The following is a 17,199-nucleotide window of genomic DNA, read 5'->3' on the forward strand; positions in this document are numbered from 1 at the left end:
CTTCAGGTCGCTATTCAGGTGCTTCTGCACCAACCGCACGGTGTTGAGCAGTTGCCCCAACCCCTCCAACGCATAGTACTCGCACTGGATAGGGATGAGCACTGAATCCGCCGCCGCCAAGGCGTTTAGGGTGAGCAGCCCTAACGAAGGCGGGCAATCGATGAAAACGAAGCGATATTTGGGCACCAGCTTCTCTAACGCCCGCCGCAGGCGATGCTCCCGAGACATGGCAGAGACCAATTCCACCTCTGCCCCTACCAGATCAATGGAGGAAGGCACCAGGTCGAGATACTCCAACTCGGTGCGCAGAATTACCGAGTTGATGTCCGTCCCATCAATCAGCACGTTGTAGATGTTCGCCGCGGTGGAACGGGGGTCGATGCCCAGGCCGCTCGTGCTATTGGCCTGGGGGTCGATATCGATAAGCAAGGTGGGGTATTCAGCAACAGCCAGGCAAGCAGAGAGGTTTACTGCCGTAGTTGTCTTGCCTACTCCGCCCTTCTGGTTGGCTATCCCGATGACCTTGTGCCGTTTCACGACGCTCGCCCTCACTCGCGTAACCGGCGTTAATATAATCCATTGCCGAAAGAAAAGCAAGGCAAAAGTTGCCCCTTCCGCGCAGCTTTTCCCTTGACATTTCCCCGAGAAGATTGTAATTTCTCCACGCGAATGTGGCCATGCGGCACAACCCTGGAGAAGCACAGTCATGAAGCTACTGAATCGTCTCATCGTCTTCTTCATGCCTGCAGTGCCCCGCTTCATTGTCAAGCAGTTTGCCAAGCCGTACATTGCCGGGCCCACGCTGGAGGATGCCATTCGCGTGACGAAGGAGCTCAACGCACAGGGGATGTGCGCCACCTTGGACGTGCTCGGCGAACACATCACCCGCCGCGAGGAGGCCTCCGCTGCGGCGCAGGCCTACAAGCAGGCCTTACAGGCTATCGCCGACCACCGCTTGGATGCCAATGTCTCCCTGAAGCTCACGCAAATGGGGCTGAAGATCAATACGGACTTTTGCTATGAGACCGTAGCCGGCATCGTCGCTGAGGCCGCGCGGCACGGCAATTTTGTCCGCATCGACATGGAGGACTCTTCTTGCACCTCCGACACCATCGCCATCTACCTCCGACTCCGCGAAAAGTACGACAACGTCGGCATTGTGCTGCAGGCCTATCTCCGCCGCACCCTTGCGGATGCAGAGCAGCTCATCAAGCACAAAGCCAATTTCCGCCTGTGCAAAGGGATCTACGTGGAACCGCACCACCTCGCCTGGAAAGACCCGGAGATCATCAACTACAACTTTGCTTACCTGGCGGAGCTCATGCTGCGCAATGGCTGCTACGTGGGCATTGCCACACATGACGAGCGCCTGATATGGCACGCGCTGCGCATCATCCACACCCTTGGCCTGCGCAGAGACCAGTACGAGTTCCAGATGCTCTTGGGGGTCACGGAAAAGCTGCGTTCGCTACTCGTCAGCGAGGGGCACCGGCTCCGGGTGTACGTGCCTTTTGGCCAGCAGTGGTACGCCTACTCGACCCGGCGCCTTAAGGAGAACCCCCAGATCGCCGGTTACATTGTAAGAAGCCTGTTCCGGAGCTAATTCTGAGGAACAGGACGCACCTAACCATTGAGGAGGGAAAAAGTCATGTCCACGACCAGTCTGCGCATATTTGGCATCGCTCTCATCGTCGGAGGGCTAGTTCTCCTGTTGGCTGCTACCAAGCTGGTCAGCATGGCTGCCCTGTGGCCGCTCATCCCGCTGACCATCGGCGTGGCCATGGCCACTGCCTACTTTAGCGGGCCGCGCAGCACGCCGTTGCTCCTTAGTGGCGTCATGCTCAGCCTGGCGAGCCTACTTCTTCTCTACTGTGCCATCGCAGGCTGGGGCGCCATGGTGCAGCTGTGGCCGCTGCTGCTCGTCGCACCTGGAGGGGCCTTTCTGGCCGTCTATGCGTTCACGCGCGAGACCAATAGCCTCTCCGTGGCGCTCATGCTCATCGTGACCGCCGCCTTGTTCATGGTCCTCAATCACCTCTTCGGCAAACTTTGGGGTGTGGTGCTGGTGCTGGTAGGTGTGCTGGTCTTTGCCCTGTCATTGGTGCGCAAGTCTTGACAAGGGTTGCTACTGCTCCAGCGCACCGACTCAGAAACGGCTTTTGGAAAGGAGGCACATCCGGGATGAAGAAGCGGATTGCAAAGAAGATCCTCAAGTACCGTGAGCGGCTGTGCTACACGCCAAAGCAAATCCGAAAGGCGGAAGAGAAGCTGAAAGTCGGTCAACCGATTCCTTCGACGCCGACAGAGAAGACGGCTGAAGAATGAACCGTTCACGGAGCCGGCCCGCCAGCTGCACTGCGTCCCGGCTCTACCCAACGCGCTCACAGCAGGAGCACCACCCATGAACCGTCTTGTCCTGGCAGTTTGCGCCTTTCTCTTGTTCTTCAGCGTGCTCCCCGCTGCGGCGGCCGATCGCCAGTGGCAACCATTGCCCAAGTTTCCCATCATCGATGGCCCGCTGGCGCTGGAACGTGCAGTGCAACCGGGGACCTACTGCGAGGCAGTGGGGCGCAAGGCAGCCCTTCTCGGCCTTGAGGAGGGGATATTCGAGGCGTGGGCATTCCCGCTCAAGCTTCTGCACGGTCTGCAGCTGGCGGTGCTGATGGAGGGGCGGGCCTACCCATTCGATCTCGCGCGCCTGGCGCGCACCATCACCGTGCGCCCGGAGGCGGTCACGATTCGCTACTCGCACCCAGCTTTCACGCTGCGTCAGACCCTCTTCGCCCCCTTGGAAGAGCCGGGCCTCGTGATTCTCTTGGACGTGGACACCCAGAGCCCCCTGTCGTTGCTGGTCAGCTTCTTCCCAGACCTGAATCCCATGTGGCCCGGCGGCATGGGCGGCCAGTTCTGCTATTGGGACGACCAGGAGCGGCTCTACGTGATCTCCGAGAGCCGCTTCAAGTTCTCCGGTGTGATTGGCTCGCCGTACGGCCGGCCGCAGTCGTCGCCGCCGGCGCACGAACTGGCCAGCAATCCCATGCGCTTTGAGCTTCGCGTCGATCCTGCCGAAAGCAAGGGGCACTTTCTGCCCATCGTCATTGCCGGCAGCACCACCCCGGGGTTGAGCGAAGTGAAGGCAACCTACTGGCGGCTCCTTGAGCGCGCAGAGGAACTGCTCGCTTCTACACGGGCCCATTACGAAAGGCTGCGCCAGGAGCTATTGGTGCTCGAGCTGCCCGACAAGGAATTGGAGATGGCCTTCAATTGGGCGCGAGTGGCGCTGGACAAGGGGCTGGTGGACAATCCCCACCTCGGCCGCGGCTTGGTCGCCGGCTACGGCACCTCAGGGGTTGGGCGTCGTCCCGGCTTTGCCTGGTTTTTCGGCGGCGACGCCTTCCTGAACGCCCTGGCCATGAACGCCTACGGCGACTTTGCCACCGTGCGCCAGGCCCTCTCCTTTTTGCAGAAGTACCAACGCGCTGACGGCAAGATGATGCACGAGCTGTCACAGGCCGGCGGCCTCGTTCGCTGGTTCGAGGAGTATCCCTACGGTTACATCCACGGGGACGTTACCCCCTTCTACATCGTGCAGATGGCAGACTACCTGCGTGCCAGTGGCGACCTCGCCTTCATGCAGGCCAGTTGGCAGTCGCTCATGAAGGCCTACCGCTGGTGCCTCGCCTGCGACGAGGACGGCGATGGACTCATGGATCATGCCAAGGCTGGTCTGGGAGCGGCCGAGCTCGGTTCGCTGCGTCAAAACATTCGCACGGACATCTACCTGGCGGCCCTGTGGACGCAGGCGCTGGCGGAGCTCGAGTTCATCGCCCGGGCATTAGGCAAAGAAGGTGTGGCCAAGGAGGCACACGCCAGGCATTTGAAAGCGCTGCAGGCCATGCGCGCGAGCTTCCGCAACGCGAACAAGGGGCTCATCAACTTCGCCATCGCCAAGGAGGGGGGAGTCAACGACGAGGTCACCTCTTGGCCAGCGGTGTCGCTGCTCTTCGGCCACTTCCCCCCAGATGCTGCCGCACCCATGTTGGATCGCTTCGCCTCGTCCGAACTGAGCACCGATTGGGGAACCCGAATGCTTTCCAATCGAAGCACCGCCTACGATCCCCTCAGCTACAACAATGGCGGGGTGTGGCCCTTTCTCACGGGCCTCGTGGCCCTCGCAGAATATCGCTACGCGCGCCCAGTGTCCGGATTTTTGCACTTGATGGACACCGTCCACCTGACTACTGCCGATGCCTTGGGCTACCACACGGAGCTCCTTTCCGGCGACCGCTATCGCGCCTTGGACACCTCGGTGCCCCACCAGCTTTTCGGCTCTTCGCAGTTTGTACACGCGCTTGTGCGCGGCCTGGTAGGCCTCCGGGGCGATGTCCTTACGCGCAGTGTCGAGTTCAGTCCACAGCCGCCGTGCACCTGGGACCGGTTTGCGGTGCGCAACTACCGACTCGGCGATGATGTGTTCGCCTTTCAATACACCCGCACGCCCGGGCACGTGCGCTTGGAGTGCGAACACCAGGGGAAAGGCGGCTACGACCTCACCTGTGCCCCCTTCCTGCCCGTCGGCTCCATCGTGCACCAGGTGCGCGTGGATGGCAATCCCGCGCGATTTGTCGTAAGCGACTCCCTCGGCCTGGTGCGCTGCGCGGTCTCGCTCCGTCTGGCTACTTCCGCAGTGGTGGAAATCGACTATACGGCGGGGTTGAGCATTGCCCCGCCTGTGACATCACCGCGCATCGGCGACCCCCCGCAGGGACTGAAGGTCATCCGGCACTCGGCCGAGGATGGATGGCACACCATCGTCCTGGAAGGACGCGCCGGGCAAGACTACGAGCTTTCCCTGCACACGGAGCGCCCGGTGCTTGAGGCACAAGGGGGCGAGGTTGTGCAAAGAGACCGAGACTTCTACCTCGCAAAGCTCTCCTTCACCGGCGAAGGCGACGCATACGTCCGCCAGGTGCTCAAGCTACGTCTGCAGTGAGAAAGGAGTTGAGGGGCGCATATGACAGAAAAGCGCGTGACCACTACCTTAGAGCACTTTCTGTACTTCTACCCCAAGAATGTAACCTTGGTGGGAGTCCGCCACGGCGAGCGTACGAACTTTATGGCGGCGGCCTGGAACACCGCCCTGTCGTTCAATCCGCCGCTATTCGCCGTGGCAATTACCAAGAAGAGGTTCACGCACAACCTCATCGCCCAGGCGGGCAACTTTACCTGCAACTTCCTCCCTAACGAAAAGGCCGATATTGTGCATTCCTGCGGCCGGGTATCTGGCGCAGAGGTGGACAAGGTGGCGCGTTTCGGTCTCAAGCTGGAGCCCTCCCACCTCATCTCGTCCCCGGGCCTGGAGGATGCCTACGCCATCTTGGAGTGCACCTTAGAAAGCATTGCTACTTTCGGTGACCATGACCTCATCGTGGGGAAGGTAGTTGCGGTCCACTACCAGGAAGAGTTCTTTGACGAAAACGGGGCTCTGCGGCCCGAGCGGGTGAAGCCCACCCTTTATCTGGGCTCCGACACCTATGTGACCACCGACGCGGCCTCCATAGTGCGGCGGCCACGTAAGCCGACGCTGTAGCCGAGCCTTTCGGTCCGGAAAAAGGAAAGCGCCACGGTGCCAGGCGACGCGCGTGGTGCGCAGCGAAAATGTGCTGCCCATGAGGCAAGGCGGCGCGGCGCACTCCAGGGGCGACGTGCTACCTCAGGGCCGGCCCGTGGATGCGTACGCTTCCTGGCTCCCCTTCTTGCCCGGCCACCTCAATGACCACCGGCAAGAACGAGCGCACCACCTCAATGTTGGTGAGAAGATGGCGCGTAAGCCGAGCCACGCGCAGCTCGGAAGACCCATCCGCCAGAAGCAGGGGGATGACCAGCTGGTCGGCGACATACTCATCCACCGCGGCATCAGTGGCCAAGAAGCGCTGCAGCTGGTCCACTGCCTCGTCTGCTACCCGCTCGGCAGGCTTGCCACGTTCGCCCAAGGCGTAGTAGCAGCACTGCGAGTGGGCAAAGTCTGCCAGCAGGAACAAGAAAGTGCCCGGAGAGCGAGCAGGGAGGGAAAGCAGCTCGATCTCCGCCTCGACGCCCATAGCTGCCAGGCGGCGCAGAGCCTGACGCCGCTGTCGCTCAGCGATGCTCATATCCAGCCTGGCCACTGCGGAGAGCCCGGTGACCTTGCGAAGTTCTCCTCGCTCTGTGCGCACCAGAGGCCTCAGCGGCCCTGCCGGTTCCACGGTCATGCGGATAACTCCGCCGCCCTCGGGATAGAACCCGGCGCGCTCCAGCTCCATGGAGATGCGGAAGCCCGCCTGGGCCAGGAGGGGAAGCCAGTGCAACTGCAGGAAGTGGAAACAAGGGCTCCATGGCACGTGCGTGCCGCCGGTGATGGTGAGCGCCGAGGCTGCCGCACAACGGGACAAGGGCACGGCCACGGTCTGGGCCACCAGGGAGGTGGACCCGGCCGTGCCAATGTCGAAGCGGTAGGTGCCCGGGGTTACGACACCCGGTGCAAAGCGCAAGGTAGTAGAGCCTAAGGCTGCGCCCTGCACCTGTGCCTGGCCAACGGACGCTGCTGCTTCGATGGCTTTGAGATGTTGCGCCATGAGACCCGGCTTTGGGCGCCGAGCCCGAATGTTTTGGATCTGGAAGCTCTTGCCGGTCAGTAGGGAGAGCGTCAGAGCGCTGCGCAGGACCTGACCCCCTCCCTCACCCATGGACCCGTCGAGCACAACCATGTGCGCTGACCTCTACGTTCAAATCCTAACGGAGAAGCTCACTGAGAAGCCACAGTTGCCCGAACGTGAGGAGCAGGCCCCCACAGGCGCCGGCCACCACTTGGGCCAGCGTGTGTGCCCGCAACCGCAGCCGCGCCCAGCAGACTACCGGCAGCAGAACGTAGGCGGGGAGCATCGCCGCCCCAAAGCCATAGGTGAGGCCCGCCAGCGCCCCTGCCGCACCCATGGCGTGGGCGCTCATCTTCCAGCGGAGATTTATCAGCGTGATGAGCAGCGTATTTGTGGCGTAGCACCACATCAGACCCCAGACAGAGAACGGCGCCCCGATGACAAGGAGGAGCGCCAGACCAACGGTGTAACAGAGCACGGCGATCAGATAAGGCCGGGTGCGCTGCTCACGGATGGGCACGTGTTTGTCGCTCACTCGCTTTTCCCGCTCCAATTTGAGCACATACGCTGCGGGCAAAATCGAGCCGGTGACCCAACAGATGGCGGTGGTCACCAGCCCCCGCAGCAAGGAGGTTTCGTCGTGGATGGACAAAGCAAGAAAGGCCACCGCCGAGAGCACGGTGGGCACCGTCACGTTGGAAATCACCTGCGCGATCCGTTCCACTGTCATCACCTGTTCTCTTCCCGTTCTGTGCGCCGCGCAAAACACTACAAATTTCCGCCCACTTTTGCAAGGGAAAAGTCGCCAGGCCTCGGCGTTGCCGGAGCGTGCACATGCGCAAGTTGAGCCCTCTTGAACTTTCCCGCCTCCGGCCGTCGCCTGCCGAGTTGCGCCAGCGCCCACGTAGGCCCATCTACGCGCTGGCTGACAATGTACGCAGCATGCACAACATCGGCGCGATGTTTCGCACTGCAGACGGCGCAGGTCTGGCCAAGCTCTTCCTTTGCGGCATCTCGGCCTGTCCGCCACGGCCGGAAATCCGCAAGACCAGCCTCGGCGCAGAGGAGGCAGTGCCCTGGGAGTACGTGCCCAGCGCGGTCCAGGCGGTGCGTCGTCTCAAGGCCGAAGGCGTGCAGATCGTCATTCTGGAGCACACCGATTGCAGCCACGACTTCCGCGTGGCGCCCTATCGCTTCCCGCTTTGCCTGGTGGTGGGGCACGAACACCACGGAGTGTCTGACGAGGTGGTCGCTTTGGCTGACCTGGCGGTCGAAATCCCTATGGCAGGAGTAAAGGAGTCGCTCAATGTGAGTGTGGCCTTTGGCATAGCCGTGTATGAGATCGTACGCCACTTCGATGCTCAGCGCTGAGAGGTGCTGGCTTGAGTGGCAGCGAAGCAGCGAAAAGCTGAGTCTGGGTTATTGAAGGGGGAGCCGGGTATCTTGCCGCACCTCGCACAGCAAAGAGGACCAGGCAATGAAGGCCTTTGTGACAAGGGGGGCGATCTACATCGGCATCAGTGCAGTGGGGCTCGTCTACCAGTTCGTCTTCGCCGAACAGCCGCAGGCGCTGCCCGTGTTCGTCTTCTGCGCCCTGCTGGGCATCGGCCTGTACTGCCTCCTCGCCTTGGGCAAATGGCGACCGTGAGGAGCCGGCGATGGAGGTTCCGCTACTCAGGAACCCCCGCGGCGACGCGCCACTGTGCCCCCGCTTCTCCCCACGCCCTGCACAGGCCGAAACGCACACGCCTCGGCCGCACTGAGGACCTGGCCTCCTCGCGCGTAGGCTCCCCCTCGTCGCTCAAAAACAAAGCGCCCATCGACCGCAGGCCGACGGGCGCCTGTCAGGTCATCCGTGGAATTCAGAACTTGAGGGTAATGCTAAGTTGCTGCGTGTTGCCCAGTATCTGGTAGTCCGTGTAGGCATAGTCCAAAGTCAGGTCCAACCCAGCCACCGCATAGTGCAAGCCGACACCTGCTGCATAACTGGAGGTGTTGTAGGTCTCGTACTCATCGTGCGCCAGCACCACACCACGGTAGCCGCCTCGCAAGGCGATGATGTTGTTCCACACGTACTCCACGCCAAAGTTAGACCGCAAGAGCGAGTCGTTGGTATCGGTCGCATCGGCATAGACGGTGACCTCATTGGACTCACTCTTAGCCAGTTGGCCGTCTACTCCCACCAGACTGGAGGAGATGCCCATGCGGAAGATCATGGGCAGGGGCCAAACCTCGGTGCTCAGGTCAGCATAACGCGTAGGGTTGCCGGTGTACTCTGGCCAACGCGTGTGGCTGACACGCAGGTCTGGGCCGGAAAGCCGCATATTGCCCCCGAAATTGGAAAGACTCATGGCCAATTTCATCCCCAGCAGTCCGGTGTCCAGGAGCGAGCCGAGGTCGACCGCGATCGTGCGCGCCTTCTCCCGGTAAATCCCCTCCTGGATGAACTTGGCGGTGATGCCCAAGCTCAAGCGATCCGTCATGTAGCGCGCAAAGGTCAGCCCCACGGCGTAGTTACTCAGGCTGTAGAACGCGCCGGTTCCCTGCGGCATGTCCACTGTGGTGATTTCGATGTCGTCGGAGGTCATGTAGGTGATGCCCACGCCGACGGTGCTCCCTGCACCCAGTGGATAGGCCAGCCCCAAGAAGTTGTGCGACAGGCCCGCATACATCGAGGAGTAGGAGAAAAAAGCGGACAAGCGGTCCACTGCCGCCACGGCCGCCGGGTTCCAGTACAAGCCGGTAATTCCCGGCGCTGCCGTACCCGACTCACCGAGCGCTGCCGCCCGGGCGCCGACCCCCACCTTGAGGAACTGCGCGGCGCAGGTGCCCACGCGTGAGTTCTCCTGTGCCCACGAGGTCAGCACCCAGACCGTCGCGACCAGAAGCACTATGGTTAACTTTCTCATGATTGGCTCCTTCCGCTTTCATCCAGTGGCGTGACTGCCACCCTGATGACTTCCGGACCAGAACTACCGCAGTATCGCAAATTTGCCTACCTGGGTTTGCCCATTGGGCGTCTCCACCACGTAGAGGTACATGCCGTAGGCCACCTCCTGCTGGTTGAAGCTCAGCATGTTCCAGTAGGTCCAGCTCTGCGTCTCATGCTCGTGGTGAAGGGTATACACCCGCTCTCCGGTAATGGTGTAGATGTGGATGTCGCACTTGTTGGGCAGGTTGGTGAATTGAATCTGCCGCTGGTTGGGGTCAAGCTCCCATTGCGCGGAGATGATGTACGGATTGGGCACCACGCGCACCTTCTTCAGGTCGGCCTTCTCAGCTTCCCGCACCACATAGCGGCTGGTGTTGAGGCGGAACTTGTCCCGCTTGCCCACAAAGGGCTTGCCCGAGATGATGCGCAGCACATCGCCAGTCTGCGGGGCCACTCCAGTATCCACCTTCGTGTACACCCACTGCCCATTCACCAGGGTACTGTCGATGCGCGGAGGCGGAGCCGAAAGCTTGAATGTCCAGGTAAACTTGGCCGGCTTGCCTGTCTCCACCACCTCGCGCAGTTTGAGCTCGTCACCGCTGGTCCAGGTCGCTTTCATTTGGGGCGTGGTATCCGCTGGGTTTGCGGTGAAGTGACCAAAAGCCGCCTTCTTGTTGAGCGTCAAGTTCCAGATCTCAAAAGGCGTAATGTAGGTGGCCGGCTGAAAGGCCGTGTCTGGCTCGCTTACAAACCTAAACTCATAGTCAAAGGGAAAGTCGCCGGCTGGAGTGCCCGTGACCTGCCAGTTGCAGGGCGACTCCGTGCCGCGCTGCCCCCGGTACCAGTAGGTCGAGTCGGGGTCAAGGCTCACGGTGCTGAAGCGCTCCACCACCGTGAGCTGCAGGCCATCGAAGATCGGCCCCTCAGCAGAGGCACCCAGTGGACCGTTGTCCACCACCTGCTGACCTGTCGCCTCGTCCAGGACGTCGTAGTACTTCACCCCCGGCTTTGCGTCGTCGATGGTAATCAGGTACGAGTGTCCAGTCACCGCGAACTGGTCAAAGATTCTGGCAGTGAGCGTGTTGCCGGTGTACGCACCAGGCAGAGCCTCCACTGCGATGGTCGGCGCCACGTAGTTGCTAGGCGTAGGTCCAGGGGTGACCTCCACCAGGTTCGGCGCGGCCTGCGGGTTTACCCCTTTGGCGCACTCTAACGAGTTCAGGTCCGCCCACCCGGCTAAAGCTAACGAGTCGCCACGTGCCAGGCTAATGCCCCGGTCGTAGGAGGTCACACTGTACCAATAAGTGACACCGTTCTTCACGTTGTTGTCCGTCCACGAGTGCACCAGGCCGGTATTGTTGCCGAGGTTGAGGTGCGGGTAGTTGGGGTCAAGGCCACTCACGTTATCGTTGAGGTCAAATTGCGCCACCGGGATGAACCCCACCGCGTTGCCTAATCCGTCGCGAATGATCTCGCCCCACTGGTTGTTAGTCGGGTTGGAGGTCGTCCGATAGATACGGTACCCCTGAAAGTCCTTGGCGCCAGTCATCAAGTCGCGGCTCTCCTCGGCGCTGCGGTCCCAGTAGAGGGTCACCTTGCCGTCGCCTGGCACCGCCGTGACGCGCGGCGGCGACGGCGGGTCGGCCCCCTGGTAGAACAGCTCGTACATGAACTGCGCATTGCGCGCGTTGAACTTGTAGTCTTCGAAATCATCGCCGGCGATCATGCAGAAGCTGAAGGTGGTCGTGTCACCGGCCGGCAGGTCGAACGGCCCTGTGCTCATGATGAACACGCAGTCTAACCCGGTGGGGAACTTTTCCCTGATCAGCTCCGGCGAATCCAGGTGCGGATTCAGCTTGCCGCTGGGGTCCGGCCAGAAGTAGTTGTCCTGCTGCTCGATGGACAGGTTCGAGGTGTCGCCGCTCATCAATTTGTACTGCTCCAGCTCCTGCTTGTCCGGGGTCAACACGCCTGGCCGTTGCTCCCAGTTGAACCAATGCCAGTCGGTGAGCCCGAGCTGTTGTCCCTCCGGAATATCGATGATCCCGTCCTTGTCCAAGTCCACACCACCCGCGGGAGCCTTCGGCGTCTCCAGCAGCTTGAGGCCAATATACACCTTCCATGCCGCCGGGTCAGCCACGCCGCTAAAGTCGCCCGTACCCCAACGATAGTCGTAGAAGTAGGCCGTGTTGTACCGGTAGGTGGTGTCCTTCTTGGCGTCGTACTCCGAGATCAGGAACCCCATCCAGTCCATGCGGTCGTTGTAGGTAGTGGTGAGGTTGTACTCCGGGAGGTCCGCATCGATGTAAAAGCCGAAGTAGACTCCCTTGTAATCGTAGCCAATGCCCCGTGGGTCGATCGCCTTGCTATTGTTGATGATCCGGCACGGGAAGAAGATAAAGTCCTCGGCGTAGGACCTTCCATAGGTGTAGGCAGTCACCTCCACGTCGATGCCAGTGGCATAGCCTTGGTCCACGCGGCCGTCCGCCTCGGCATAGCGCTGACCGACGTTGTTGAGGTCATAGTCGTTCATCACGAAAAAGACGTCTTTGTCGGAGGTGAATTTGCCGGGGATGATCTCCCCAGTTTTGGGGTCCCGCGCCCACGGCCCGGGCCAGATGCGATTGCCACTGGCATCCTTCGGCCAGGAGGCCTCGATTGTGCTGGTGGCGACAATGGGCAGGCCTTTGATGCTCGACGGCGCATTGGCCATCACGTCGCCCACGGTCACGTCGCCAGAATGAAGCTTGCCGTAGGAGCCGGCCTTGGGGCCCCAGTCTGCGGCCACGTTTCGCTCCGAAACCGTGGCCCCCATGCTCACCGTGTCACCTTTGACTGGGTCATAGCGCCGCGGTGCCCATGGTCCATCCGGAATGCCCAACATTGGGAAAAGGTCCGGCACGTAGGACCACCCCTTGTAGAAAAACGCCGGCACCGAGGGTCGGTAGTCCCATGTGGACAGACGGCCGTCGTTAAACACCGCATGCTGCACCTTGCCCACATCCAGTATGCCCACGGCGATGTCGCGGCTGTGCATGGGCTTCTGCAGACCCTTCTGCTGTTGCTGGTTCAGGTCCGCTGCCCAGGCCAAGGCGGCCAGTAGGACAATGCAGAGGAACACGAGCGCTTCTCGTCTCATGGTCATTCTCCTGGGGTAGAGTCTACGGTTACCTTTCCTGAGCTGCTACATCTCCAGGCGCAGGCCCAGGTCGATGCGCCGCCGCTCGCCGTACCAGTGCGGGTGGTCATACTGCGTGCTGTACGCCGTACGGCTCATGGTCGGGCCGGGATCGGTCGGGCTGCCGGTCTCCGAATACACGGTGAGCACGTTCTTGCGGTCCAGGATGTTCCACACTCGTGCCACCAACGCGGCGCGCAGACGCCCGAACAGCACAAAGTCCCGGCGGAACACCCCATCAAGCGTCATGCGCCACGGTCGCCGCGCGGTGTTAGGCTCCAGCGCCTGGCCGCCCACCGTCGGCGTGTAGGGGTAACCACTGGAGCCGCGGAAGATAAACTGCAGCGTCGTGCGCTCAAACGGCCGCACACCAAAGATCTTCGGGCCTTGCCCTCTTCCCAAAGCGTAGCCAGCGTTGATGTCGATGACGTGGGTCTGATCCCATGGCATCAGGTACTCCTTCTTCGGCCGGTTCTCCTCGGTGTCACTGTCCCAGTACCCGGCCCAGGAGTAATACTTGTTCGCCTTGGCCACAGAGTAAGTGTACTCCAAGGTACCGAAGTAGTTGTCACTGAAGCGCTTCTCCAAGCTGATGTCGATTCCCTTGGAGCTGCCAAAGTCGCTGTTGTGGATAATCGAGTAGCTGTAGAGCCCTAAGCTGTCCGGGTCAAAGCCGGTGATGCGGTAGCTCCCTGGGTCGCCGTTGTTCTCCTTGGCCCATGCCGCCACGCTCAGCTTCCAATTGTCGCCAATCTGCTGATCCACGCCCAGTTCATAGGCCTCAGTGCGCGCCGCATCCATATTGGCCCAGCCGAACAACGGTAGGGGCGAGTTCAGGTTAAGGGTCTGGTTGGTGTACAGGTCCCGGTAGTCCGGCACCTGGAAGAAGTGGCCATAGGCAAAATGGAAGGTGGCCCGATCGGTGATCGGATGGCCAATGCCCAAACGAGGGCTCCACTGCCACTTCTTCCTCCCCGTCTGCACCTGCGAGGTGGGATCGTTCCAGTTTTCCCACGCCCGCCCTTTGGAATCGGCAAAGTCGAAGCGGATTCCGGCGTTGACGATGAGGTTTTCGAACTCCATTTTGTCCTGAATGTACGCTGAAATCTCCACGGGATGGGTGTGGTAGTACTCCACATACGGGTTGGCAAGGTAGGGGTGCTGGAGTTCCAGGAAGAACAGGCCTCCGGATTCGCCACCTGCCAGCTTGCCAAGTAGGCTGTTCTTGTCAAAGCCGAAGGTCTTGTACTCGCCGCCAATCTTCACCTGGTGGCTGCGGTGCGCCTGCCAGGTGAGGCTGCCGGAGAGCTCGAAATCCTGCTGGAAATTCCGCGTCCAGTACTGCGTAGTGTAACCGTAGTACACGTAGCGCGGCACCTGCACGCCATGTTCGGTGATGGTATCTACCCGGACGAAGGTAAGGTCGCACGCAAAACCACCGGTGGAAGTCCTGTCCGGGTATTCCTGTGGGGTCACCGGCCATTCGCGGGCGATCTGCTGGCGCCGGGCCTCGATCTCCGCATCGGTGGGCTTGCGACCGTTTTCCTTCTCGAACTGCTCGATCCACGTCTCGAGAAATGCATCCCTGAAGAGCTCCGAGTGGCCTGCGGTCAACTCGTGGCCATCCGGACCATACACGCGATAGCGGCGATGCTTCCAGAAACGTGAGCCGCGCAGCTCGTAAAAGAGCTTGGGGCTCACCTGGTGCGTCCAGATCAGACCTTGCTGCTCAGTCTGGTCGGTGACGATGTGGATGCCCTGCTCGGCAAAGCGCCAGAAGTCGTCGAAGTAGCGGAACCGCCGCTGCGTCTGCCGGTGGGTGTAGACCAACTTCATGCTGGGGTTGATCCGCCAGGAGAGCTTGCCGGCAAAGTCATAGTCGGAGTTGAAGCCAAAAGCCATCCAGCCGGCAGTGTCGTCCCAACGAATCAGGTCGTTGATGCCGTCACCTTCGCCTGCGTCCTTGGTGTTCGGCTTGCGGTCCTCTCCCCAGTCGGCTTTCCAGGACCACGCCTTCCGCCAGGCGCCGGTGGCCCAGTGCCGCATCACATCGCCGACGTAGCGGTAGGTGCTGTTGTTGCGCAACTTGTTGATGTCGGTTACTTCCGTGATGATCCCTGCGTCGATCTGCTCCTGGATCTTCTTGTAGCGAGGATCCTCGGGATGGTCCAGGAGCCAATTGAGCGGTGTCGGGTCGTAAGTGTACTGGTCGTACTCCAGCACCGTGTACTTGCGGTAGCCCTGTGAGCCAGAAAGGAAGAAGCTCAGTCCCTTAACAAACGGCACCGGGCCGCCAAAGGAGCCGATGACCTGGTGGGCGTTGCGCAGGTCGTCGCTCTTGGAGCCCAGCCAGCCCGCCACCTCGCCGCTGGTCACCTCCGCCATGCCGGAGTAGTAGTCGCGCCCCTCTTTGGTGACGATGTTGACCACCGCCGATTGCGCCTCGCCGTACTCCGCGTCAAAGTTGCCGGTGATGACCGTCAGCTCATCGATGGCCTCCCGGTTGACCGTGGTCCCCATGCCGGCGTAGATGGCATCTTCCACGTACATCCCGTCCACCATGTAGGCGATCTGGCCACTTCTGCCGCCGCGCACGTGGGTTTGGTCAAGGCCGCGCGCCTCAAAGCCGGCGATCTTGTTCTGGTAGCCTTCCATGACGGTGATACCCGACTGCAGGGTCATGATGTCCTGCACCGAGCGCACGGGCATGTTGGTGATCATCTCCGCCGTGACCGTGGTGCGCTTGGTGGTGACCGAAGGCTCGATGAGCGGCCGCTCTGCTGTCACCTCCACGGCCTTGCCCAAGTCGATCACCGTGGGGCTGAGCTCAAAGTTGATCTTAGTGGTCAGGTCAACGCTCACCCGCACACCGGTAACCGTCTCCCGCTGATAGCCGATCATGGAAGCCGTTACCCGATAGACGCCAGGCCGCACGTTGATGATGAAGTAGTAGCCGTCAGCGTCGGTTGCTGCCCCCATCTTCGTGCCCTCGATGAACACGTTGGCACCGGGCAGGGGTTGGCCCGTTTCCTTGTCCTTTACGAACCCGGCGAGCTTGCCTGTGGTGCCAGCAAACAGCGTCACCGGCACTGCCAGCACCAGGGCGAGAGCCAGGGCCAGGACTACCTGTGCGCGTTTCACTGCCGCGGCCTCCTCTGTTTGGTGAAAAAAAAAGTTGCAACTTTTTCCCCATCTGCTGCGTCTTAAAGGTGTGCCAAAACAAAAAGGGCGGTCCTCTCCCCTGGATCCTTGCGCGGATTTCGGGAGACCGCCCCCTGGCTTCTGGCACAACGGGCTATTGGCATGGGTCTGGCAGCTCCTGCTAATAGCCTTTTCTTTTCTGGGGGTTTCTATGCCGTAAAATAATGAATCCGCCCCAGTTTGTCAAGAGAAAAGTTGCAATTCCGCGGCAGAGAGACAAGAAAAAAAGTCGACTTAAGGCAAGCTTGTGGGGGAAGGAGCGCCGGCGGGGATTTCGGGCGGAGTTTCGCTGAGGGCAAGCCCGCGCTTTAGCCAGGGGTTAAGCGCCATCAGTCTTTGCGCCTTCCATGCGTGCCCCCTCCAGGTTTGCATGTGCCAGGTGTGCACCGCGCAGGTCGGTGTCGGACAGGTCAGCCCCCGTCAAGTCCGCGCGCTCCAGGTGAGCACCCCGCAGGATGGCACCTGCCAAGTTCGCCCCCTTGAGGTTGGCGCGCTTCAGCCGTGCGTCGGTCAGGTTCGCGCCGCGCAGGTTCGCCCTGGCAAGGTGCGCCCCGAACAGAGCGCAGGCAACCATTTCTGCCCTGGCAGCCGACGCCCCCTCCAAGTTCGTGTCTTGTAGGTTCGTCTCCACCAGCACGGCACCGTCCAGGCGAGCCCGGCTGAGGTTAGCGCCAAACAGGAAGGCCCGCGTGAGATTGGCACCGCTGAGGTTGGCTCGTTCGAGGTTGGCATTCTGCAGGTGGGCATCGCTGAGGTCAGCATTGCGGAGGTCCAGGCCCCGCAAGTCTTCGTAAGACAAGTCCGCTTCTCGGAGATCAAGGCCGGCAAGTGACTCGCCCTGTCGGGCGCGCGCCAGGATCTCCTCTCGGGTCAAACGTGCCATGGGGTCCTCCTAAGCAAAGCTGCGCACCCCCTGTTCCTCGCTGTCGAACACCTCGAAGACGGAGTCCAGCCGGGTGATCACCAGCGGGCGGCGTGTCCCCTCATTGAGTCCCACCAGGCGCAGGTCACCGCCGGCGCTGCGCATGGTGGTCAGCCCGCTGATGAGCATGCCCAGCCCGGAGCTGTTCATCCAGGTCACCTGGCTCAGATCCACCAGCACGTTCACGATGCCCTCGCCGATGGCGCGATAGAGCATCTCGCGGAAGCGTTCGGCGTCTTTGCCTCCCATGAGCTTGCCACTCAGGCCCACGACCAACACGTCCCCCACACGCTTTTCCTCAAGCTCCATGCTTCCTCCTGGCTTTGCCAAC

The 17,199-nt window shown here is 61.3% G+C and carries 15 protein-coding genes; 7 read left to right on the plus strand and 8 right to left on the minus strand.

What is annotated here, in order from left to right:
- The coding region (locus H5U38_07450; protein ID MBC7186850.1) for a ParA family protein at positions 1-708 on the minus strand (708 nt) is incomplete at its 3' end.
- Here H5U38_07450 and H5U38_07455 point away from each other — a divergent pair.
- The 5 genes from H5U38_07455 to H5U38_07475 all read left to right on the plus strand — a co-directional run bounded on the left by H5U38_07455 (position 707) and on the right by H5U38_07475 (position 5,590).
- Positions 707-1,603 carry a proline dehydrogenase family protein gene (locus tag H5U38_07455; protein MBC7186851.1) on the plus strand — a complete coding sequence of 299 codons (897 nt, stop codon included), beginning with the start codon at positions 707-709 and terminating at the stop codon, positions 1,601-1,603. The genes H5U38_07450 and H5U38_07455 overlap by 2 nt on opposite strands.
- A 45-nt stretch (positions 1,604-1,648) precedes the next feature.
- Positions 1,649-2,116, plus strand: coding sequence for a hypothetical protein (locus H5U38_07460; GenBank protein ID MBC7186852.1), 468 nt, complete (start codon positions 1,649-1,651; stop codon positions 2,114-2,116).
- Positions 2,117-2,181: 65 nt separating this feature from the next.
- Positions 2,182-2,325 (plus strand): hypothetical protein, encoded by a 144-nt coding sequence (locus H5U38_07465; GenBank protein ID MBC7186853.1) that lies wholly within the window; start codon positions 2,182-2,184, stop codon positions 2,323-2,325.
- Positions 2,326-2,401: 76 nt separating this feature from the next.
- Complete coding sequence (locus H5U38_07470) at positions 2,402-4,993, plus strand: hypothetical protein (GenBank protein MBC7186854.1); 2,592 nt, start codon at positions 2,402-2,404, stop codon at positions 4,991-4,993.
- A 21-nt stretch (positions 4,994-5,014) separates the two neighbouring features.
- Entirely contained in the window at positions 5,015-5,590 is a 576-nt protein-coding gene (locus tag H5U38_07475; protein ID MBC7186855.1) for a flavin reductase family protein, read from the plus strand.
- A 118-nt stretch (positions 5,591-5,708) separates the two neighbouring features.
- On the opposite strand, the gene H5U38_07480 is transcribed toward H5U38_07475, so the two are convergent.
- Together H5U38_07480 and H5U38_07485 are read right to left on the minus strand one after the other, a co-directional pair.
- A complete protein-coding gene (locus H5U38_07480) occupies positions 5,709-6,746 on the minus strand; it encodes an RNA 3'-terminal phosphate cyclase (GenBank protein MBC7186856.1) in 1,038 nt (345 codons plus the stop codon).
- A 25-nt stretch (positions 6,747-6,771) separates the two neighbouring features.
- The gene (locus H5U38_07485) at positions 6,772-7,365 is read right to left on the minus strand and encodes a phosphoesterase PA-phosphatase (protein MBC7186857.1); all 594 of its coding nucleotides are present in this window, start codon (positions 7,363-7,365) and stop codon (positions 6,772-6,774) included.
- Positions 7,366-7,469: 104 nt separating this feature from the next.
- Here H5U38_07485 and H5U38_07490 point away from each other — a divergent pair, with 104 nt between their 5' ends.
- The gene (locus tag H5U38_07490; GenBank protein MBC7186858.1) at positions 7,470-8,006 is read left to right on the plus strand and encodes an RNA methyltransferase; all 537 of its coding nucleotides are present in this window, start codon (positions 7,470-7,472) and stop codon (positions 8,004-8,006) included.
- 106 nt (positions 8,007-8,112) lie between these two features.
- Entirely contained in the window at positions 8,113-8,283 is a 171-nt protein-coding gene (locus H5U38_07495) for a hypothetical protein (GenBank protein ID MBC7186859.1), read from the plus strand.
- A gap of 214 nt (positions 8,284-8,497) precedes the next feature.
- Here H5U38_07495 and H5U38_07500 read toward each other — a convergent pair whose 3' ends face one another.
- The 5 genes from H5U38_07500 to H5U38_07520 form a co-directional block, all read right to left on the minus strand.
- Complete coding sequence (locus H5U38_07500) at positions 8,498-9,544, minus strand: PorV/PorQ family protein (GenBank protein MBC7186860.1); 1,047 nt, start codon at positions 9,542-9,544, stop codon at positions 8,498-8,500.
- A 63-nt stretch (positions 9,545-9,607) separates the two neighbouring features.
- On the minus strand, positions 9,608-12,706 hold the full coding sequence (locus tag H5U38_07505; protein ID MBC7186861.1) for a hypothetical protein: 3,099 nt from the start codon (positions 12,704-12,706) through the stop codon (positions 9,608-9,610).
- Between the two features lie 45 nt (positions 12,707-12,751).
- On the minus strand, positions 12,752-15,886 hold the full coding sequence (locus H5U38_07510) for a TonB-dependent receptor (protein ID MBC7186862.1): 3,135 nt from the start codon (positions 15,884-15,886) through the stop codon (positions 12,752-12,754).
- A gap of 379 nt (positions 15,887-16,265) precedes the next feature.
- The gene (locus tag H5U38_07515) at positions 16,266-16,829 is read right to left on the minus strand and encodes a pentapeptide repeat-containing protein (GenBank protein ID MBC7186863.1); all 564 of its coding nucleotides are present in this window, start codon (positions 16,827-16,829) and stop codon (positions 16,266-16,268) included.
- Between the two features lie 9 nt (positions 16,830-16,838).
- Positions 16,839-17,177: an STAS domain-containing protein gene (locus H5U38_07520; GenBank protein ID MBC7186864.1), complete on the minus strand. Its 339-nt coding sequence runs from the start codon at positions 17,175-17,177 to the stop codon at positions 16,839-16,841.
- Between the last annotated feature and the right edge of the window lie 22 nt (positions 17,178-17,199).

Source organism: Calditrichota bacterium (assembly GCA_014359355.1).
Lineage (GTDB): Bacteria > Zhuqueibacterota > Zhuqueibacteria > JANLFK01 > Oleimicrobiaceae > Oleimicrobium.